Source organism: Salinivibrio sp. YCSC6, from assembly GCF_004916735.1.
GTDB classification, from domain to species: Bacteria; Pseudomonadota; Gammaproteobacteria; order Enterobacterales; family Vibrionaceae; genus Salinivibrio; species Salinivibrio proteolyticus.
Genome location: NZ_CP039516.1, coordinates 1,569,658 through 1,590,626, shown reverse-complemented (window position 1 = coordinate 1,590,626; position 20,969 = coordinate 1,569,658). Strand labels below are relative to the sequence as shown.

General features: G+C 49.7%; 20 protein-coding genes. 7 read left to right on the top strand and 13 right to left on the bottom strand.

The genetic code is table 11. The features are described from left to right. Nucleotides 1-51: 51 nt before the first annotated feature. The 7 genes from panP to ugpB form a co-directional block, all read right to left on the bottom strand. Nucleotides 52-1,701 (bottom strand): pyridoxal-dependent aspartate 1-decarboxylase PanP, encoded by a 1,650-nt coding sequence (gene panP / locus E8E00_RS07240; RefSeq protein ID WP_096628230.1) that lies wholly within the window; start codon nucleotides 1,699-1,701, stop codon nucleotides 52-54. Between the two features lie 284 nt (nucleotides 1,702-1,985). Further along, nucleotides 1,986-2,507, bottom strand: coding sequence for a hypothetical protein (locus tag E8E00_RS07235; protein ID WP_069587589.1), 522 nt, complete (start codon nucleotides 2,505-2,507; stop codon nucleotides 1,986-1,988). A 288-nt stretch (nucleotides 2,508-2,795) separates the two neighbouring features. Beyond that, on the bottom strand, nucleotides 2,796-3,593 hold the full coding sequence (locus E8E00_RS07230) for an HAD family hydrolase (protein WP_096628232.1): 798 nt from the start codon (nucleotides 3,591-3,593) through the stop codon (nucleotides 2,796-2,798). A gap of 15 nt (nucleotides 3,594-3,608) precedes the next feature. Then, nucleotides 3,609-4,712, bottom strand: a complete 1,104-nt coding sequence (gene ugpC / locus E8E00_RS07225) for a sn-glycerol-3-phosphate ABC transporter ATP-binding protein UgpC (RefSeq protein ID WP_096628234.1) — start codon at nucleotides 4,710-4,712, stop codon at nucleotides 3,609-3,611. After that, nucleotides 4,713-5,561: a sn-glycerol-3-phosphate ABC transporter permease UgpE gene (gene ugpE, locus E8E00_RS07220; protein ID WP_069587592.1), complete on the bottom strand. Its 849-nt coding sequence runs from the start codon at nucleotides 5,559-5,561 to the stop codon at nucleotides 4,713-4,715. It abuts the gene before it with no gap. Continuing rightward, complete coding sequence (ugpA, locus tag E8E00_RS07215; protein WP_077456081.1) at nucleotides 5,561-6,442, bottom strand: sn-glycerol-3-phosphate ABC transporter permease UgpA; 882 nt, start codon at nucleotides 6,440-6,442, stop codon at nucleotides 5,561-5,563. The genes ugpE and ugpA overlap by 1 nt, the downstream gene beginning before the upstream one ends. 58 nt (nucleotides 6,443-6,500) lie before the next feature. After that, a complete protein-coding gene (ugpB, locus tag E8E00_RS07210) occupies nucleotides 6,501-7,805 on the bottom strand; it encodes a sn-glycerol-3-phosphate ABC transporter substrate-binding protein UgpB (protein WP_077640317.1) in 1,305 nt (434 codons plus the stop codon). Between the two features lie 276 nt (nucleotides 7,806-8,081). Between ugpB and E8E00_RS07205 the strand changes: the two genes are divergently transcribed. Beyond that, nucleotides 8,082-8,822 (top strand): glycerophosphodiester phosphodiesterase family protein, encoded by a 741-nt coding sequence (locus E8E00_RS07205; protein ID WP_096628237.1) that lies wholly within the window; start codon nucleotides 8,082-8,084, stop codon nucleotides 8,820-8,822. Nucleotides 8,823-8,853: 31 nt separating this feature from the next. After that, a complete protein-coding gene (locus E8E00_RS07200) occupies nucleotides 8,854-9,618 on the top strand; it encodes a DeoR/GlpR family DNA-binding transcription regulator (RefSeq protein WP_256369725.1) in 765 nt (254 codons plus the stop codon). Between the two features lie 9 nt (nucleotides 9,619-9,627). On the opposite strand, the gene E8E00_RS07195 is transcribed toward E8E00_RS07200, so the two are convergent. The 5 genes from E8E00_RS07195 to E8E00_RS07175 all read right to left on the bottom strand — a co-directional run bounded on the left by E8E00_RS07195 (nucleotide 9,628) and on the right by E8E00_RS07175 (nucleotide 14,869). Next, entirely contained in the window at nucleotides 9,628-10,893 is a 1,266-nt protein-coding gene (locus tag E8E00_RS07195) for an ABC transporter substrate-binding protein (protein ID WP_096628239.1), read from the bottom strand. Then, nucleotides 10,893-12,341: an ATP-binding protein gene (locus E8E00_RS07190; RefSeq protein ID WP_077456085.1), complete on the bottom strand. Its 1,449-nt coding sequence runs from the start codon at nucleotides 12,339-12,341 to the stop codon at nucleotides 10,893-10,895. The genes E8E00_RS07195 and E8E00_RS07190 overlap by 1 nt, the downstream gene beginning before the upstream one ends. After that, nucleotides 12,331-13,050, bottom strand: a complete 720-nt coding sequence (locus E8E00_RS07185) for a response regulator (protein WP_069587752.1) — start codon at nucleotides 13,048-13,050, stop codon at nucleotides 12,331-12,333. Before E8E00_RS07185 ends, E8E00_RS07190 begins: the two co-directional genes overlap by 11 nt. A 233-nt stretch (nucleotides 13,051-13,283) precedes the next feature. After that, nucleotides 13,284-13,385: a MetS family NSS transporter small subunit gene (locus E8E00_RS07180; RefSeq protein WP_096628241.1), complete on the bottom strand. Its 102-nt coding sequence runs from the start codon at nucleotides 13,383-13,385 to the stop codon at nucleotides 13,284-13,286. Continuing rightward, the gene (locus E8E00_RS07175; protein ID WP_069587598.1) at nucleotides 13,382-14,869 is read right to left on the bottom strand and encodes a sodium-dependent transporter; all 1,488 of its coding nucleotides are present in this window, start codon (nucleotides 14,867-14,869) and stop codon (nucleotides 13,382-13,384) included. Before E8E00_RS07175 ends, E8E00_RS07180 begins: the two co-directional genes overlap by 4 nt. Before the next feature lie 953 nt (nucleotides 14,870-15,822). Here E8E00_RS07175 and E8E00_RS07170 point away from each other — a divergent pair. The 5 genes from E8E00_RS07170 to emrD all read left to right on the top strand — a co-directional run bounded on the left by E8E00_RS07170 (nucleotide 15,823) and on the right by emrD (nucleotide 20,354). Then, nucleotides 15,823-17,091: a patatin family protein gene (locus tag E8E00_RS07170; protein ID WP_240531881.1), complete on the top strand. Its 1,269-nt coding sequence runs from the start codon at nucleotides 15,823-15,825 to the stop codon at nucleotides 17,089-17,091. A 3-nt stretch (nucleotides 17,092-17,094) separates the two neighbouring features. Beyond that, nucleotides 17,095-17,652 (top strand): sugar O-acetyltransferase, encoded by a 558-nt coding sequence (locus E8E00_RS07165; protein ID WP_077456087.1) that lies wholly within the window; start codon nucleotides 17,095-17,097, stop codon nucleotides 17,650-17,652. Between the two features lie 119 nt (nucleotides 17,653-17,771). Continuing rightward, a complete protein-coding gene (ribA, locus tag E8E00_RS07160; RefSeq protein WP_077456088.1) occupies nucleotides 17,772-18,377 on the top strand; it encodes a GTP cyclohydrolase II in 606 nt (201 codons plus the stop codon). Between the two features lie 110 nt (nucleotides 18,378-18,487). Next, nucleotides 18,488-18,949 (top strand): isoprenylcysteine carboxylmethyltransferase family protein, encoded by a 462-nt coding sequence (locus E8E00_RS07155; RefSeq protein WP_096628245.1) that lies wholly within the window; start codon nucleotides 18,488-18,490, stop codon nucleotides 18,947-18,949. A gap of 193 nt (nucleotides 18,950-19,142) precedes the next feature. Then, nucleotides 19,143-20,354 (top strand): multidrug efflux MFS transporter EmrD, encoded by a 1,212-nt coding sequence (gene emrD / locus E8E00_RS07150; protein WP_096628247.1) that lies wholly within the window; start codon nucleotides 19,143-19,145, stop codon nucleotides 20,352-20,354. Nucleotides 20,355-20,463: 109 nt separating this feature from the next. Here the strand turns inward: emrD and E8E00_RS07145 are convergent, their stop codons facing one another. Beyond that, nucleotides 20,464-20,799 (bottom strand): DUF440 family protein, encoded by a 336-nt coding sequence (locus tag E8E00_RS07145; RefSeq protein WP_077479363.1) that lies wholly within the window; start codon nucleotides 20,797-20,799, stop codon nucleotides 20,464-20,466. Nucleotides 20,800-20,969: the final 170 nt, after the last annotated feature.

Sequence of the window (20,969 nt, the reverse complement as noted above, 5' to 3'; positions counted from 1 at the left end):
AAGGCAGTCGATGACTGCCTTTTGTCTCTTACCCTGCATCATAGCAATGGGTTAACACGCTTTGAGAATGCTTTCGGCCAGTGTCATCAGGCGCGGATAGGCAAACTCGCTCTGCTGTGCAATGCGGGCTTGCTCTTCTAACACCTCATGGAGAATGTCATGGGTCGTAAGTGGGTTGGCCAATACCACGCGGAAAACCGTGGTGGTGCGACGTTGCCACTGCTCAGGGGTGAGACGCGTCCGTGACACAAAGGTGTTGCCGCACTCTCGCTGACGTTTTTGAATAAATTGGGTCAAATCGTTGAGCAGATCGTGCATCAAATCGACCTGTTCATCACTGGCAATCGCAAGCGCCGCTTGAACACGTTGAGGCACAAAGCGATAGGTGAGTAGGCATAACTCGGGCTCAGAAATCAGCTCATAGTCAGAGTGAGCGTCAATCATGCGTGCAAAATGAGAGGCTTTATCGATGCTCTGATCGATCAACAACTCATAACCGCGTCGCGAGATAATGTTCATACACGCGAACACTAGCATCGCCATTCCACTCCGTGAGCCCTCAAGCGTGTGGCTGCCCAAATCTTTTGAACCCTTACGCAAAATGTATTCAGCGTGATGCTCAATCGATGCGACGAGAGACGGGTCTTTAAACAGCACCATACCGGCACCCATAGGCGCATAGAGTTGCTTATGCGCATCAATGGTGACAGAGTCGGCCCGTTCAATGCCCGCCAGCTTATGTCGCTGATTATTCGACATCAAGGTCGCACCACCCCAAGCCGCATCGACGTGGAAGTGGATCCCTTCACGCTCGGCAATGTCTGCGAGAGCATTAAGCGGATCAATGTTGCCTGTTTCTGTGGTCCCTGCGACACCGACAATCGCAATTGGCTTGATATTGGCTTGGTTAAGCTCAACAATTTTCTCTTCCAGTGCATCAATGCAAATACGGTTATTGCCATCAGCAGGAATAGAAATCAGCTGGTCTCGACCGATGCCTAATACATCGGCGGCTTTGCCGAGTGAATAATGACCGCGCTCAGACACTAATATGGCTAGATCTTGGTAGCCATAATGGCGCATGGCACTGAATAGTCCCGCTTTATGAATGCCGGGAAAATCACCGTCTGGTTTCAATACATTGTTACGAGCGACCCAAAGGGCGGTCATATTGGCAATGGTGCCTCCCGAACAAAATGCCCCTAAAGAGTGGTTAGCACTGTGCATCCAGCTTTGGTAGAAGGCATCGTCTTGGCCGTAAATCAAGTTATGTAACATGCCCAAGACTTGACGCTCCAATGGCGTAAAGGCCTTCGATGTCTCGATTTTCACCGTATTTTGATTTAGCCCGATCATAATTTTAGATAGCGGCATCAAAAAGTACGGCAGCGCCGATGTCATGTGACCGATAAATCGCGGCGAGGAAGTATGTACAGACTGAGCGACCAATTTATCGAGCAAAAACTGGGTATGGTCGGACACAAACGCAGGATCTTCAGGGATCATCGGATCACTAAAGTCACTTTCAATATCTGCCAAAGAGCGATCGCTGGCGGCAATATGGTTTTGCAAAAATCGATTGAGGTTTTGCGAGATCTCTTGCTCGATTTTGCTCAGTGTTGAATCGGGCGCTTCTGGAACAGTAAAAATCCGGTGCAGCGTTTCCGGTGTGGCGTCCGCAGCTTTGTTTTGTGTTGCCATGGAATTCTTCTTTTGTATCTGCTTCGCAGTTCAAGATTGTCCATCATAAAGTGACAGGGTCACTGATGGTCACGAGAGCACTTGCTGAGAAATGGCCACAACATAGCAAAAAAACCGGCTAGCATCAGGCTTTTTTTATCAGTCAGCAAGGTGTTATCCCCAACGCGTAGGGGAGTGAAAGCGAAATGACGTCGTGCTTTGTTCACCGGTAGATGGACAAAGAGCCGGGGTGAACCGGCTCTACCTGCAACCATTCAAAACTAGGTGGCGTTTAAGCGTACAGCCTATTTACACTGGCGCTGATTAATCGCGGCCATTTGATTGTTGTACTGATTAAGCGCGGTATCAATTTCTTTGGGATGGCTGAGCAAGTCAGCAAGTGCACTGCGCAGCGCATAGTTCCCTTCCATGGCTTCGCCTTGGCGAAACTCAAAGACTTCTTTGGCGAGCTTAGCTGGTGGCAATGACGATTGTGAAAGGGCTTTGACGTCTTCTTGCGTGAGTTGCAGCCAAGATTCAACTGGGGCATCGAGGCTTAGCTTGGCGGTATCGTTGCTGAGATAATAGTCAAAGGCTTGTGCGTTGAGCTTAAAATGGTTTTCTCGGCCACGTAAGAACCAATCGGCAACGTCTTTTAACGACTCGTCTTTACTGACGGTCAAGGATACTAAATCTTGGTACCAGTTGATCGAGGCGTCAACGTAATCGTGGTATTTGGCGGTATAACAATCCGCATTCTCGACGGGAGCCGCCTGTGACATCGCTGGCATTACCGCTGCTAACAGCGCTAGGGCATAGCGTTTCATAACATTATCCTTATCGTTATTATCATCGCTCTATGCGTTTCACTGCCACAGTTGGTGGTGACAGGGCGACATAACCGCGAGCGATACGTGAGGTTTTGGGCGTTAGTTTAAACGTTAACGGGCGACATTGTAGAACGAGCCTTTGTTAAAGTTAAATAAAACATTGATATAAAAAGCCATCTGTCTAGCTAGGTATGAGGCAGGTCGCAGATTTTGTGGTGATTTTTCGTCCGAACGATATCAAATTGCGTCCTATTATCCCGACATAGCGCGCCTTCGGTTAGCCGGTTATTGACGCTTGAGAGTGAGAAGTTGGTGCGCAAATTCCGCGAAGCCAAAACCGCCCGGTTGGGTGGTGATCCACTGTGGGGGATGGGGCAGTGAGGGTAAATGGTGCGCGATATTCGCGACGCCTACGCTCAAGGGAAACGAAGCGAACATTTGGCTGTCATTTAGCGAGTCGCCAATAAACGCAACTTGTTCACTGTATTGTTTGCCGGATAACCCTTGCTCGGCTAAATAGCGAAAACTCGATACCTTCTTACTGTGATCGCCCACCCAGGCATTGATATGAATGGAGCTTGCTGTCGCACTGGCACCATAGGCGTGGAGCGCATCAAGAAGGGCTCGGATTTCATCCTTTGGCGCAGCCGGAGTGTGCTGACCGATATCAATCGCCACTTCTGCGACACGGTAAGCTTGATCGCTGGCAATGCGCCGTGCTGGATACTGAGATAAAAGCGTTTGCACGAAAGCGAGTAATGCTGCTTGTGCTTGCTGGGCAGTGTGATTGATGGTGGAGTTTAAGGTTCCGTTTTGACGCTGCATCACGAATGCACCATTTTCTCCAATCACGGCGTCAACGGGCCATGCATTTGCAATATGATCACACCAACCTGCACACGCCCCCGTTACCGGTACCACGCGGATTCCCGCATCGCGAAGTTGGCTAAGTGCCTGTAACGTTTGCCAAGGCAGCGCCCCCTGCCAAGTGAGCGTGTCGTCCACGTCTGTTAGCAACCAACGCAGCTCACGCCAGTCTGCAGCAGACTGTGACAATTGAGCAATCGGCAAAGGGGCGGTCATAGGGATACTCCGATGTTAGGATACCGTCTCAATCTGGCGTTCTGGTTGTTGTAGCGTGACATCCAGTCGTTTGCCATGTTCACCGTCGAATACGTGCAGGTTATGAGCAGCGATCGTCAGCGGCAACTGATCGCCTTCTTTCACTTTGGTATGGCCTTCAAGGCGGAGCGTCAGCAAGCTATCGGTGTCACGTATGTGTCCATAAACCAGCAAATCTGCACCGAGTGACTCGGTGAGGGTTACCGTCATGGTGAACAACGCTTTACTCGTATCAACCACTTTCAAATGCTCTGGTCGTAACCCAACAGAGACGGATTGATGACCTACCACATCACAGGTTGCCAGTGTGTGTGCACCGATGTTGAGCTTACCGTGCTCGAGGCTTCCGGTAACAATGTTCATGGCGGGTGAGCCAATAAAGGTCGCGACAAACAAGCTTGCCGGTGCGTCATAAACCTCGAGTGGTGTGCCAATTTGCTCGACGTTGCCACCATTAAGAACCACCAAGCGGTCGGCTAACGTCATGGCTTCGACTTGATCGTGGGTGACATACACCGCCGTGGTATTCAGTTTGCGTTGTAGGCTTTTTATCTCGAGCCGCATTTGTACCCGCAGTTTTGCATCCAGGTTTGATAGCGGCTCATCGAACAAGAAGACTTTTGGTCGACGCACAATGGCGCGGCCCATGGCAACACGTTGGCGTTGTCCGCCAGAGAGTTGATTTGGGCGTCTGTCTAGTAAGTGGTCGAGTTCAAGCATGGTCGCGACTTCTTGGACCAATTGCTGGATTTTGTCCTTTGGCGTTCCGCGGTTACGCAAGCCATAGGCCATATTATCGAACACACTCATATGCGGGTAGAGCGCGTAGTTTTGAAACACCATCGCGATATCACGTTCGCCGGGCTCCAAGTCGTTGACCTTTTTCTGGTCGATAATCAGATCGCCTTTAGAGATCCCTTCCAGACCGGCAATCATTCGTAGCAAGGTCGATTTACCGCACCCACTGGGACCGACGAGTACGATCATTTCGCCATCGTCTATGGCTAAATCAATGCCATGAATTGCTTTAAACCCGTTTGGGTACGTTTTCTCAATGTGATTAAGGGTTACCGTCGCCATTTACTTCTCCGTCTCCACCAAACCTTTTACAAACAACTTTTGCATCCCCAACACGACTAAAACCGGGGGAAGCATGGCCATCAATGTGGTCGCCATTACGCGGTTCCATTCCACTTCACCATCACCGACTGAGAGCATACGTTGAATACTCATCACAATGGTGTAGTACTGATCGTCGGTGGTGATCAAAATGGGCCAAAGGTATTGGTTCCATCCATAGATAAAGGTAATTACAAACAAAGCCGCGATATTTGTTCGAGAAAGCGGCAATAAAATGTCTTTGAAAAACTTAAAGGGGCCTGCACCATCAATGCGTGCCGCTTCCAGCATTTCTCCGGGGACCGTCATAAAAAACTGACGGAATAAGAAAGTGGCGGTGGCACTGGCAATTAACGGAATGGTTAATCCCGGCATTGAGTTGAGCATATTGAGATCAGCAATCACTTGAAACGTAGGCATAATGCGGACTTCAACAGGCAGCATCAGGGTCATAAAGATCACCCAAAAAGCCAGCATGCGACCGGGAAAACGGAAGTACACCACCGCATAGGCCGATAAAATAGAAATGACCAGCTTACCTAGTGAAATTCCCATTGCCATTAAAAAAGAATTCCACAACATGCCTGCGACCGAGATCTTCAGTTCGCGTGAGGTGCCTTCTGTGAGGACCTCTTGAAACACCGACAAACCTTTATCCCCAAACCACAGCGGCGTCATGCCACTCACAAACGCACTGCTATCGTGCGTAGCGGCAGTAAGTGCAAGCCATACTGGCAAGGCCACTGACGCAACACCCAGCATCAATACCAAGTGCGAGAAAAAAGTTAACCAAGGGCGACGTTCAACCATCAGTAAGCCACCTTCTTTTCAACGTATTTAAATTGGATAACGGTCAGCGCACCGACCAATAGCATGAGCACCACAGATTGCGCTGCTGATGAGCCCAGATTTAGACCGACAAACCCATCGGCGTAGACTTTGTAAACCAAGGTGGTGGTGGACTGTCCCGGGCCACCTTGTGTCATGGCATGGATCACGCCAAAGGTTTCGAAAAAGGCATACACCAAGTTGACCACCAGTAAGAAGAAAGAGGTGGGCGAGAGCAGCGGGAAGATAATGGTAAAAAACCGTTTACCCGGGCCGGCGCCATCAATGGCAGCCGCTTCAATCAAGGAGCGAGGAATAGACTGCAACCCTGCGAGGAAAAACAGAAAGTTGTAGCTGATCTGCTTCCATGTTGCGGCAATGATCACCATGGTCATTGCGTCTCCCGAGTGGGTAAACGGGTTCCAGTCTAGCCCCAGCGCTTTCAGCGCATGTGCCAATACACCGACGGTCGGGTTAAACATAAAGAGCCACAGTACCCCAGCGACAGCTGGTGCGACGGCATAGGGCCATACTAATAATGTTTTGTAGCCTGTGGCGCCTTTAATCACACGGTCGGCCATGACTGCGAGGATAAGGGCAGAGATCAACGCGGTGCCTGCGACGGCAAAACTAAAAAATAGCGTGGTAAAAAAGGAGCCGTAGTAGCTTGAATCACCGAGCAGTTCGATAAAGTTTTCCACCCCGACAAATTCGGTGCTCAGGCCGAATGGATCCTCTAATAAGGTTGATTGCCAAATGGCCTGTGCGGCGGGCCATAAAAAGAAGACAAACGTAATCAATAACTGAGGCGTGAGGAGCAGTATTGGAAACGCACAATGGTTAAATGTGGGTTTATTGGACATAGGCTTTCTCAATAACAGGAGCGGGCCTAAGGCACCGCTCCTTCATACAACAACTAACTTATTTGTTCGCTTTTGCGAATTTAGACAGCAGACCATTGGCACGCTCAACCGCTTCGTCGAGTGCTTCTTGTGCCGATTTGTCGCCAGACCAAACCGTTTCAAGCTCTTCGTTGATCACATCGCGGATCTGTACGAAGTTGCCCAAGCGAATCCCTTTCGATGCAGGGGTTGGCTCGACTTCTGTCATTTGCTTGATAGCAATGTCAGTCCCTGGGTTCTGCGCATAGAAGCCTTGTTTCTTGCTCAGCTCGTACGCTGCATGGGTGATGGGTAAGTAGCCAGTAAACTGGTGCCAATCAGCTTGGATCTCAGGTTTTGAGAGGAAAGAGAAGAACTGGGCGACACCTTTGTATTCTTCAGACTCGTGACCTTGCAGAACCCATAGGGTGGCACCACCGATAATGGTATTGCGTGGCTGCTCGACCGCTTTGTTCCAGTACGGCAGTTTTGCAACGCCAAACTCGAAGTCCTTGACGCTTTCTTTCACACCGGCATAAGAGGCCGATGAATTCATGTACATGGCACACTCACCGCTGTAAAACAGTGGTGCACTGTCAGAGCGGCGGCCACCGTATTCGAAAATGCCAGCTTGCTGCCAATCGGCCATCTTCTGAATGTGATCGACAAAAGGTGCTTTGTTGATCAACATTTTGTTGTCGATACCAGCAAAGCCATTGTCATTGGTCGCAATGGGGGCGTTGTGACGGGCGCCAAGGTTTTCAATTTGTACCCACGATTGCCAACCTGTGGTAAAGCCACATTTCGCGCCGTTCGCGAGGAGCTTTTTCGATGCGGTTTCAACGTCTTCCCAGGTTTTAGGAGGCTGAACACCGGCTTGTTTGAACAAGTCTTTGTTGTAATACAGGACGGGCGTTGAGCTATTGAAAGGCATTGACAGCATGTTGCCGTCTTCATCCGAATAATAGCCGGTGACAGACGAGAGATAATCAGATTGATCGAAGGGCTCGTTGGCATCTTTCATCAGCTTGTACACCGGATAGACGGCGCCTTTTGCTGACATCATGGTCGCGGTGCCAACTTCAAACACCTGCACAATATGAGGTTGCTTGTTGGCGCGGAACGCAGAGACGGCGCCGGTCATGGTTTCGGTATAGTTGCCTTTGTATACCGGTTTAACAATATAGTCATCCTGACTGGCATTGAACTTTTCAGCGATTTCATTCACTTTTTCGCCTAAGTTCCCGCCCATCGCGTGCCACCATTCAATTTCGGTTGCTGCGTTGGCAGAAAAAGAGGCCAACAGAAGGGCCGAAGAGATCGCGGTTAAGCGTTGGGTTTTCATGCATAACTCCTTTTGAGTGGGTGTGAACATGACGCAACTTAATGAACAAAAATGAACATAATATGAACAGATACGAAAAGGGAGATGACGATTTGATGACTTTTGACTGGCGTCGCACTTAAGGTTAAATCTCTGTTAACGAGTGCAGACTTTGTGCATGAAAATACTGAAATATCTGACACCTGTAAGTAACAAAACTGTAAGCTAATTCGGCGACAATGCGTCTAAGGATCGCCAAATTGACGCTGCCATTACTGACTAAAGAGAAATGTTCAAATGAAAATTAGCCCCAAACAACTCTGTGGCCACCGAGGTGTCGCCGCGGATGCTCCTGAAAATACCTTGGCTTCGATTCGCCAAGTGCGCTTATGGGGAATGGAATGGGTTGAAATCGATGTCCAACTGACACAAGACGGGGTACCCGTTGTGTTTCATGATGACACACTGAGTCGTTGCACCAATGGTGTGGGTCGGCTAGGGGAAACACCTTATGCCCAGCTTGCGCAGCTCGATGCTGGCGGATATTTTGATACGCAATATCAAGGCGAGCGCGTTCCCACCTTGGCCGCCGTGCTAGCCCAAGTGGCTGCCGATGAATTGCACATCAATATCGAAATAAAAACCTACCCTGAAACAGATATTCCACGTTTGTGTGATGCAGTTGCCGCCACACTGAGTGAAACCGAATTCCCACTCGAGCGGGTACTGCTTTCTTCATTCTCTCTCGAGGCGCTTGCCTACTGTCAAACGACGATGTCGAGCGTGGCAAGAGCGATTTTATGGGATGTGGTGCCCGAAGACTGGCAACGTTATCAAGATCTCGCAACCTACAGTATCCATTGTCACTATCGCGGCATAACAGAGGTACAAGCCAAAGCGATTAAAGCGAGCGGTTTAAAGATTAAATGTTACACCCCTAATCACCCTGAAGAGGTTGCGCACCTTTGGGAATGGGGGGTCGATATGATGATCACCGACGCGCCATCTAACTATTTAGGTTCTGAGCCAACGGAATGAGCGAATCTAGGAGAGGAATACGTTGACAGACGTGGCTGATTTAAATCGACGTCAGCAGGCGATTATGCGCCAGCTCAATGAGGTAGAACACCTAGAAACGGATACCTTGGCGGCCCAGTTTTCGGTGACTACCCAAACTATCCGTCGCGATATCAATCAACTGTGTGCACTCGGGTTAGCGCGACGCCATCATGGCGGGATCAGTGTGCCGGCAGCGTTGGCCAATACCGACTATCAGCGACGCTTACAAAGCCACTCACGAGAAAAAGAAGCAATTGCGCAGGCGGTTGCTGCGCGTATCCCTGATGGTGTCACCGTGATGCTAGGTATCGGTACTACGGCGTCGGCGATTGCGGATCAGTTACTTTCTCGCAAAGACCTGCGAGTGGTGACTAATAACCTTAAGGTGGCGCATCGGTTGGGGGCGAATCCGCATATTGATGTATGGTTAGCTGGGGGAAAACTACGCGCCAATGATCAAGATATGGTCGGCCATTCGGTGATCCAATTTTTGTCTCGTTTTCAGCCTGATATTGCCATTATTGGTTGTGCGGCTGTCAGTGAACAAGGGTGGGCGTGCGAGTTTACTCCCGATGAAGCGGCGGTGAGCGAAACGATTTTAGCCAATGCAACCGCGCGATGGTTGGTGGCGGACCGCTCAAAATGGCAACGCCAAGCGCCGGTTCGTGTGACATCGCTTGCGACGTTTGATTGTGTCTTTACCAATTACACCGGATTGGATGACACCATTCCCCGCGTACTGTGTCAGCATGATGTGCCAACGGATGAGGCCTAATCTGTTGAATTAGGCCTGTGCAGATAAAATAGCGCGATAGAGGGCTTGGGTCGCCTCCTCGGGTGTTTGCTTAGGGTTATAAAAGAATTCATTAATCACATCAAAAATCGCGCTTTGGACGTAACGGGTGGTCGATAACCCATGCGACATACTTGGGCTCAGCGTGTTGTGCTGCTCGGCATAGAGAAAGGCCTGACGCGATTTTTCGGCACAGGTGTCCCCGTTCGGGAGTGGGATATCAAAGCGAATAGGCAGTGAGCCTTTATAGCGATTGAAATCGCGTTGAAACTGGGGTGTTAGCAAGTATTCGGCCATATCTGTTTGGCTTTGTCGCTCTTCGGCGTTGTTTGGCTTAAAAAAGACAAAGCTATCTATGTTATAGCTAAACGCTTGCTCTGTACCGGGGACCGCGACACAGGTAAAGCTTTTTCCCTCTTGCTGATCCGCAGCAAGAAATTCGCCTTTCGCCCAATCACCCATCACTTGCATGCCCGCTTGGTTATCGATCAATAGTCGTGTGGTATCACTCCAATTCCGGCCGAGATTGTCGGAGTCGGTGTAGGGGCGAATTTTGGCTAATAGAGAAAATGACTTTGTGACACCGTCACTTAATAGCGCCTCGCGATCAAAGTCGAGAAAGGCTTGCTGATAATGTTCAGGTCCCATTACGGATAAGGCGAGTGTGTCAAACAAGGTCGCCACCTGCCAAGGTTCTCCGCCTAATGCCAGTGGGATATAGCCAGCCTGCTGTAGCTTGTCAGCAGCGGTAAAAAAGCTCTCAAAATCATGGGGAATGGCAGCCCCCGCGTCCTCAAAGGCACGCAGATTGATCCAAAGCCAGTTCACGCGGTGAATATTAATCGGGGCTGCGACATAATCCCCTTGGTATTGCATCACGTCACGAAGCGGGGCAGGGATTTTGTCTTCCCAGTGTTCTGCTTCCGCAATGTCATTGAGGTTGCGTAAAAAGCCTAAACGCGCCCATTCGGTAATCTCTGGTCCTTTAATCTGTGCGGCAAGGGGAGGATTACCACTGATTGCGCGGATCCTTAAGGTATTCATCGCGCTGATCCCCGCTTGTCCGCCGACCGCAAAATCACGCCACTGATGACCGCGTTGCTCGATCCCCGCGCGTAAAACAGAGGCCGCTTTGGCTTCTCCTGCCGACGTCCACCAATGGAGAACTTCCACCTCGCTGGCATGGGCGGCAGGCGTAACACACAGCAGTGTCGATTGAATGACGCTGGCGCATAGTGCTTTGAGAGTCAATCGCATTATTCTTCTACCCGTGGAAAACTAATATCGACTTGCAGGCCACCTTCATTGCGGTTGCTGAGTACCATGTCACCGCCATGGGCATGAATAATATCACGCGCAATGCCAAGCCCTAACCCTGAGCCCTCGTTATCGGTATGAAGGCGCACGTAGGGGTCAAAGACTGAGTCGAGCTCTTCTTCTGGGATCCCTGGCCCTTGGTCGATGAGGGTGATATCCAGCGTGTGTTCGGCATCCATCACATAGATGGTGACTTGTTCGCCGTATTTAACCCCGTTATCAATCAAATTAGATAAACAGCGTTTAAACGCCAGAGGTTTACAGGTAAAGCCTTTTACCGCCTCACATTCGATGGTGACACGCACCCGATCTTGATTGTGGGGCTCGGCGATCACCGCCAAGAAATCAATCACATCAATCTCGGCCATGTTTTCGTGAATGTCGGTATCACGCACGGTTTGAACGGCACCTTTTACCATGATTTCGAGCTCATCCAAGTCTTTGTTCATTTTGGCGGCTTGGATATCATCATCAATCAATTCGGCCCGCAGACGTAATCGGGTTATCGGGGTTTTTAAATCATGTGACATCGAGCGAAATAGGGTTTCACGCTCTCGCAAATGCCGTTGTAATCGACGCTGCATACGGTTGAATGCGCGCGTCACAATCGCGATCTCTGCAGCGCCTTCTTCTTTGAGTGGTGGTTGTTCAATGTCTGTACTAAACAGGTTCGCCGCTTTCGCTAAGCGTTTGAGTGGCCGCGCTTGTTGACGAATTAAACTGTAAGTAAACAGCAAAAGTAATGCGGTGATCACCACAATAAAGACCACCTGATCCGCCGTGATCAACGTATCGTCTAAGGTGACATACGGCGCGGGGAGCAAGGCTGCGATGTAAATCCACTCATTGCTTTTGAGCTCCATTTGCACCACCAAAATAGGGGGATTAAGCGGCTCAAGGCTCAGAGTATGATGCGCCCATGATTTGGGTAGGTCGCGGAGTAATATGTCGTTGTTTAAGACGCGCAGCGTCTCGGGGCGCGAAAACTCCACGTCAATGGTGCTCAGCGCGGGCAGTTGCGCCTCTAGCACTTGCGAGACGGTATTGACCGCTACCTGTTTCGCTTGGGTCTCTTCTATAGGGGTGATGTTGATTTTTTCTTTGTTGAAAGAGACAAAAAAACGGGTTCCGCCCATATTGCGTAGCTGATTTAATGCGATATGGCGGTACGCGACGGGCAAGGATTGAAAAAAGGTGGTTGTCGATGCGAACATATTCGCCAAGCTGGCTGACGCGGACTCTAACCCCGCCAGCTGCGTGCGTTTGGATTGAGTGTACCAAATTGATGTCGCGATCACCTGTGCGAGCACGACGGACAATAGGGTCAGGAGCAGCGTACGCGAGAGGAGCGAGCGCGGCACGAGCCGTTGTAACCACTCATGATTCATATTGGATCTCAGCGACAAACATATAGCCCGCACCGCGGACGGTTTTGATTAGGTTTGCTTTACCATTATCACGCAGGCGCTGTCGTAGGCGACTCACTTGGACGTCTATGCCTCGTTCTTGTGGCTGAGCGTCGCGGCCTCGGGTGGCTTGGCTAATGGCGTTGCGATCTAACAATTGGTGGGGATTGTCTATAAACAACATCAGTAGCGCATAATCCGATGCCGAGAGTTCAATCTCCATGCCGGTGACCACTTGATGTAGCTGTTGTGTCGCCGGCTCCAAGCGCCATTGCCCAAACCGAATCGCTTTCGGCCGTGACAAGGTCGTTTCTTGCAACTGTTGGGTGCGGCGAAGCAAAGCACGAATACGCGCAATGAGCTGGCGAGGACTAAAGGGTTTGGCAATATAATCATCTGCGCCCAGTTCTAGGCCAACGATTTGATCGGTTTCATCAGACACCGCGGTGAGCATAATGATTGGCACGCTGGAGTCTTTGCGAATGGCTTTACATAAGGTAAAGCCATCATCACCGGGAAGCATCACGTCAAGTAAGATAAGGTCCGGGTATTGGACCGCAAGCTTCGAGCGCATTTCATGACCATTTTGCGCGGTGGTCACTTCATATCCTGCTTTGGACAGATAGGCCTGCAAAAGCTCGCGAATTTCTACATCGTCATCAACCACTAAAATGCGTTTGGCTGCAGCCATAGCGCCGATACCCTTTTTTACCAACATCAATGAGCGCCATTATCGGTGGTTTGGGCCTGTGATGCTACTGACAATGACGCACTTTGCATAATTAATCAGCGACTTGATCAAGGTCAGACCACATCCTTTAGACAGAACGAACGAGAATGCAGGCAAACAAAGAATAAAATAGCCGAAATCGAAAAAGCCCTCCGAAGAGGGCTTTAGAAATCTTAGCGAGATGCTCGACAGGATTACTCGCTATCGCTGTGCATTGCTTTGTGAATACACAGTGCCGCGCCACCCCATGTGACCGCGAAACCAATGATCATCATTACAATTGCGCCTGTGGTCATGATTCTGTCTCCATATCGCGTGCGGGCGTGGTGGTTGAGTTCACGATGATGCCAACGACAACCATGGCTGCAACGAGCCCCCAACCTAGGGTGATGAGTTCGAATTGTGCATAGCCGCCGTATCCTTCATTAACCGTGTTGATCAAGTTTTTGGTGATGATCACGGCCAACATAATTGGGCTGACAAAGCGGATACACACTTCCATCCACTGGCCAACACTAAACTCAGACACGCGGTTAACGTATTGGCGAATATCGGAAAGTTTCACCAACCAGCCGACGACAATGAGTTCAATCAAACAGCTTGCTAGCAGCGCTACGTTGTTGACGAAGTAGTCCACCAAATCGAGAAGCAACAGGCCGCCATTGGTTGCAAAGGCCATCGAAACCACGAAGCCAACGCCGCAGACGGCTGTCGCTGCCTTTTCACGAGCAAGGTTCAGCTTATCCATGATCGATGCAGTCACTGCTTCGATAATCGAAATGTGTGAGCTCAGCCCCGCGACGACGAGCGCCAGGAAGAACAATGGCCCGAGAATATAGGGGATCGGCAGTAAGTTGATCGCCGCTGGTAGTGTGACAAAGGCAAGCCCTACACCACCACTGACGACATCAGTAATGCCTTTACTTTGCTCTGCTGCCATGTAGCCCAGAATGGAAAAGATCAATACCCCTGCCACAATGGAGAAGCCGCAGTTGATCAGCACTGTCATCAAGGCGTTGTTGTTTACGTCCGATTTTTCAGGCAGGTAGCTGGAGTAGGCCAGCATGATGGCAAACCCAACGGATAAGGTGAAGAAAATCTGTCCGTAAGCGGCCGACCAGACTTTTGCATCCAACAACTTGCTAAAGTCAGGCGCAAATAAGTAGTTCAAGCCATCAAGGGCACCTGGCAGCATCACCACGCGGCCAATCAGTAAGATCACCATGATAAATAGCAGCGGCATCATAATCTTGCTGGCTTTTTCAATCCCACCTTTGACGCCACGATAGACAGCTGCATAAGTGATTGCCCATGCGATGATCATCGGAATTGCAATATGCCATTGCCAATCGCCTAAGTTGGTAGGTGAGTTTTCTCCCAGTTTTAAATAGTCAGAGAAAAAGAACGCATTGGTATCTGTGCCCCAATCTTGGCCAAACGAGAAGCCAAAATAAGAGATGGCCCAACCAATAACGGCAACATAGTAAATACCGATGGTTGCGGCGATCAGAACTTGGAACCAGCCTAACCATTCAAACTTGGTATTGAGTTTAGAAAAGACCACAGGCGACGAGCCGCGGAGTTTTTTGCCTAACCCAAACTCCATGATCATAAAGGGGATACCGGCGGTGAGCATGGCGAAAAGGTATGGAATAAAAAAGGCGCCGCCACCGTTTTCGTAGGCCATATAAGGGAATCGCCAAATGTTCCCTAAGCCAATCGCTGACCCGACAGCGGCTAAAATAAAGCCAGCGCGCGAGCCCCATTGTTCTCGTTTCATATCTACTCCTTTGCGAATCGCTACCATCTTTCACCATATAGGTATCGCAGTGTTGTGAGGCTGCAGATCGTTTTATGGCTTATATGAAAGAAATAGCACATTCCCACAATTATAAGTTTTAACTTCCTGTTGCCCGTATGTTGAAATTTTTATCTAGGACGGGCATTGATGGCAGATTAAGCACTGGTCAGGCCTAAATCAATAGCCGCAAAACCAAGCAGTTAGCACAAAAATTTTTGTTAACTTGGTGTAAATAATTATAAGTGGTGTTTCATGCTGGGCTTTTACTTTTTAGGTAGACGATTGAGCTGTCAAAGTTATCAATAGAGGCGAATGATCGTTATTTTGATTTGCTGTCTGGGTGACGAAAAAAACAGCAAAATGCCCCCTTGAATTGAAGTTTACACAGGTATCTTTACTCGCGGATCCTCACGATGAGGATAGGGAAAACATGATGATCGCCTCAGATTCGCCATTTTATTCGCTACATAATAGCGATGTTTTTCATCTTTTAATCAGTAGTTTAGCTTTGTAAGAGCCAACCTAATCGACGTCGGTGCAGCTTTGACAGGAGAGGGTATATACTTGGATTAATAGGTATTGCACCTGATCCGCGGCGTCTTTTGGGGTTAATTATTATGTCAACAAGGAGTATCAGCATGGATAAAACACTTGCATACGCACTGACAACCGCTGTTTGCGCGCTGGGTATGATTTTCACTTTTGCTGCTGTCGCTGTGTTGTCTTAATTATCATCGGTTCGCTGTTAACGAGAATGGACACTTGCGCCCTCATTGTGAGTAGCGACGTTGCGCGGTAAGCGTTACCATGCATAGCGGCGAGCGAGCAGGAAGTGATCGAATACACTGAAAGCGATACGCTAATCAAAAGCTACACGCTGATAAATAGCTATGCTCGTATAAAGCGTTATGCACGATGAATAAGGGGCGAAAGTGTTAAGAAGTAAGCAAGCTTTGACAGACAACTCTCCCGGTACGGCAATGCCAATTGCACCGCGCCATTTTACCCGGCCACAGCGTATCGCGCTGGTACTGCAGGGAGGCGGGCAACGCGGGATTTTTACCGCAGGCGTGCTTGATGCATTTCTTAGTGCCCACTTTGATCCGTTTCAACTTTATTTGGGGACGTCTGCCGGCGCACTCAACTTGACGGCATATGTATGCCAGCAGCACCGTTATGGGTATCGGTTTATCACTGAGCTCACCACGCAAGAGCGCTTTTTCCACCTGATGAAGTATGTGCGTCGCCAACACCATATGGATTTAGATTGGGCGCTTAGTACGGCATTGCCGGGTCATGAGGCTGCGCTGGACATTGAAACAGCGAAGCTACACTTGAACGGAAGAGAGGCCTACGCGTGCGTGACTGAGGTTGATACCCTGAAACCGGCCTTTTTCTCGATTACCGATGACACTTGGCCAGATGCACTCAAAGCAACCTGTGCCATCCCTTTGCTTTATCCGCACCCGGTTTGCATTAATGGTAAGCGCTATGTTGACGGTGGCGTGAGTGCCGCTGTTCCAGCGAAAGAAGCCTTCGCTCGTGGGGCGGATATTATTGTGGTGATTCGCACCGAGCCGACGTTGGAGCAAGACAAAGGCAGCTCAGAAGATCAAAGCCACTTCTTGGATACATTACGGACCAAGTTTGAAGCCAAAAAGCCGCAGTTTAAGCTCTCTGACTATCTCTCTAATTTTGAATTTAAGTACCGTTTAACCCGGTTTGAGACCTTCCAGAAGGAGTTGAACAAGCAGTTGGCCGAACTCTCCGAACGCTACAAGTCCAGCCGTGAGCAATGGGTGAGCCGTGTTCGCGATGGAATGAGAGAAAAAGCGATGCAAAACGGTGGACGCTGGCTCTTTGGCGGCGACACGATTTACCGGTTGCAGTCGTTATCGGGTAAACCGCTGAGCAGCGAGATGCTCAAAATGCTCACTACGCACTATCAAAGCTATCAAAACGAATTGCAGTTTTTAGCCGAGCCACCACCTCGGGTACAGGTGTTACAAATTGCGCCGAGCGCACCGCTACAAAGCAGTGCATTATTGAGTAAGCCTGAACAACTCGATGCGGACTATCAACTGGGCTTATCGCTTGGCAATCAGTTTATGGCGCAATACGGCGATGCTCTCAATACCATATCAACCGTTAAAAGTGAGGCTTTTGAGCCCACCTCAGTAGCGTTACCACACCAAGGATAGGCGATGACGGAGTTTGAAAAAATGCAGCGGGGGTTGCCGTATTCCCCAGCCGATGAGGAATTAACCTTATTTCGCTATGCTGCGCGCCGCTTATGCCAACAGTTTAATCGTATCGATCCCGAAGACGCCGATAACCTTGCGATAGTAACGACCAAGCTATTTGCAGGGATCGGGTCCAATGTGGACATTGATGCGCCGTTTTTTTGTCACTACGGGATGAATATCGAAATCGGCGATAACGTCAGTATTGGACCTAATTGCACCATGCTTGATGGGGCCCATGTTCGGATTGGGCATAATGTCAGCATCGGTCCCAATGTGGGTATCTATACCACGCGCCATCGCGTACTGCCGCTCGACATTGCTCGTGGAGAGTGTGAAACCTCACAAAGCGTGATTGTCGGCAATAACGTCATTATCGAGGGAAACACTGTGATCAAAGCAGGTGTTGCGATTGGTGAGGGTGTGGTGATTGAGGCGGGATCAGTGGTGGATACAGATATCGAACCTTTTTCCATTGTGGCAGGTAATCCAGCCGAGGTTGTCCGGCGTTTACAATAGAGGTAGCCATTACTTGGGTGGAAAATGTTATAATATAACATTTTCTAATTGGCATACTGGTAACGCTGTAGTAATGTTAACGCCCTGATTCGGGTGTCAGTAGTAAGAGACAAATTCTAATGGTAAAAGTAAGGGCTCGGGTGCCTCTGAACGTTGGAGTAGGGAGCCACATCCCTGCCGAAATTCTATCTTTTGAAGGACTAGCGTCTGGACAGGAGCACGTTGCGCTTATTTTTAAACAAGCGGACGTGACCGATCCAACTCCCCTAGTGCGAATGCATTCTGAGTGCCTAACGGGCGATGTATTCCATTCATCACGGTGTGATTGTGGTGAGCAGCTCGAAGAAACGATCCAAAAGATGGGGGAAGATGGCGGGATTATCCTCTATCTTCGTCAAGAAGGGCGTGGAATTGGCCTGTACAATAAGCTTGATGCTTATGAGTTACAAAGCCAAGGCATGACCACTTACGAAGCCAATAACCATCTTGGCTTTGCAGACGATTTACGTGACTTTACTGAAGCCGCACAAATGCTGAAAGCCTTGGATATTCATCGCATTCGGTTAGTGACCAACAACCCGAAAAAGATCGAAGAACTCCAAGCTGCCGGTATTGATCTCAAAGAAGTGATTGGCACCAAAGCGCACCTCAAAGAAGGCAATCGCAATTATTTAAAAGCCAAAATTGAGCATGGCAAACATCGTCTGAATATCGAGCAAGATTAAGCGGTAGTGAGTTGTGCTTAGTCGCAAACTTTACGCAAGGGCAGTGACAGTCACTGCCCTTTTTCGATACAGTGCGGCGCGATATATAAGCTTTCACTCAAGGACGAGTCATGAAAACGCAATTTTGGCAGTATATTTTCCCACCTTTGCCACCCATTGCGATGTTACTCACCGTGGGTTTCGGTGTGTTGCTCAACCACTATTTTTCTTTTCCGTTCAGATTAGGTTCGCCATATTGGGCTGGGTTTCCGCTTGCTCTGGCCATCGGGCTGCTGGTGGCGGCGAAGTGGGCATTTCATCGTCATCACACCACCGTTGATCCAATCAAAGAGCCATCAGCCTTAGTCACAACCGGCATTTATGCCTATACGCGCAATCCGATGTATCTTGCGTTGGTACTGATCATCGTTAGTGCTGGATTCTACTTTAATTCTCTTTGGTGTTGGGGCTTGGTTCCCGCCTATATGACCTACCTGTCAATGACCTTTATCTTCTCTGAAGAGCAGCGACTCGCTGCGCATTGGCCCGACGCTTTTGCTGAATATCGGGCACAAGTCAGACGCTGGATTTGAGATTAGAAAAACTAATCTCAATCATGATAAAGAATCGTGTTGCGGCGACTAAACGCCCATTGCTTTCCCCACTGCTCAGGCCTATTATCGCGCTGTCTTTGGTTGTGATGTTTTTCGTGTGCCTAGCGTAGAACTTTGCAACATCCACTTATCAAATCATTATTTCGCATAATTCATTTTTAGGAGTGTAGGAATGTCTTCGGCAATGCCTATGGGTAAGTTGTTGCTGCTCATTGTAATGCTGGCTGCGGTGGGTCAAATGACTCAAACCATGTATGTTCCATCGATTGCAGCGATGGCCGCAGATTTCTCGGTATCACCAACGCTATTGCAGGCGGTGATGGCGTGCTACTTGATCCCGTACGGGCTGTCTCAGTTTATTTATGGCCCCATCTCCGACCGCATTGGGCGTAAGCCCGTTATTTTGGCCGGCCTTGCCATATTCTTGGTCGGGACAGGGATCACGCTGTTGGCGCACTCCTATTCGTGGTTTTTAGTGGGCAGTGTGGTGCAAGGCGCTGGGATTGGCTGTGGTGGCGCCATGGCGCGAACCTTAACCCGAGATTGTTTCTCTGGCGCGAAGTTGCACCGTGCCAACAGTTTGGTGAGTATGGGGCTTATTTTCTCACCATTAATGGCGCCTTTATTAGGAGGATACCTTACCGAGGTATTGCACTGGCGGGCGAGTTACTTTTTCTTGCTGCTGCTAGCGATCGTGGTCTATGCAGTGATGGCGCTGCGTTTTACCGAAACGTTACCGCAAGAGGCACGTCAGCCTGGTAATTTTATCGGTCGTTACCGCCATGTCATGAGCTCGCGACGTTTTCGAGGTTACCTGCTGTGTTTGATCACGGTTTTCTCGGGCGTGTCGGTCTTTGAAGCGGCCGCTGGGGTGATTATGTCTGACGGATTACATTTATCACCGACGCTGATCAGTGTCCTTTTTGTAGCGCCACTGCCTGCCTATTTAGTGGGCTCGGGCCTATCTAGTCGGTTTGCCGATACCATAGGCTACTACGCGACATTGACGCTGGGTAGCGTAATGGCATTAATGGGGGCAGGGATCCTTGTTGTATCAGGATTGATGGGCGAGGTTTCGGTGTATAGCTTGATTGGCGGCGGTTGTGTTTATTTTGCCGGTGCAGGCGTGTTATTCCCTGCAGCCAGTACGGGGGCACTGAGCCCATTTCCTTATCATGCGGGCACAGCCGGTGCTATCTTGGGGGGCGCTCAAAACCTGCTTGCAGGTCTTGTGACGCTAGCGGCCAGTCGATTAGGTGTCGCGAGTCAGCTTTCTCTGGGCTCAATGATGCTTGCTCTCGGCATACTGGCGAGCATTGGCTTGATGATGAGTTATCGTGCGGACCAACACGGGGACGATCCTACCTCGGCACCGGTCCACTAAGGATACAAATGCAAACGGCAGCATGGGCTGCCGTTTTTAACTTCTCATCCAGACCATAGCGGTCGAGAAAGGCGAGCTGTCACGTCAATCGTAGACGTGAGGTCTGCCATCAGTGCAGTTGTGTGGGGCTGCGTTTCCACAATAAGTGGCAGAATTTTTCTTCCGGATCGCGGCTGAGTAGCATACGCACAAACACATCGGCCAAGGCGCCTTCTTTTGCCATCCCAATTTGTACTTCCGCACAGTGGGCGAGGTTGATGTCGGGCCCGACATGCTCAGGCCAATCGCTGCCGACTTCAACCACGATGGCGCCGCCGTCTTCCTCAAAATGGGATTCGTATGCCGCCAAATCGTCATACTCCAAATTATCCGGTGCCATCTCCGCGAAGATCTCAAAGGCGGTTTCGAGGATTTCATCCAAGCTCATTAGCGCTGATTGCGTCATTGGGTGCTCTCTATTCGTTCTGGGCGTGCTCAGACTATACCACGGTGGTTACGAATTCTCAGCCCGTCAATTATCCAACGCGACAGCTGGCAAGGATTATGCTTAACTTTACGCAGAGCCCTGTATTCAATTTAAGCAAGCGCGTTGATACAGCGTGAGATTCGGTGGTA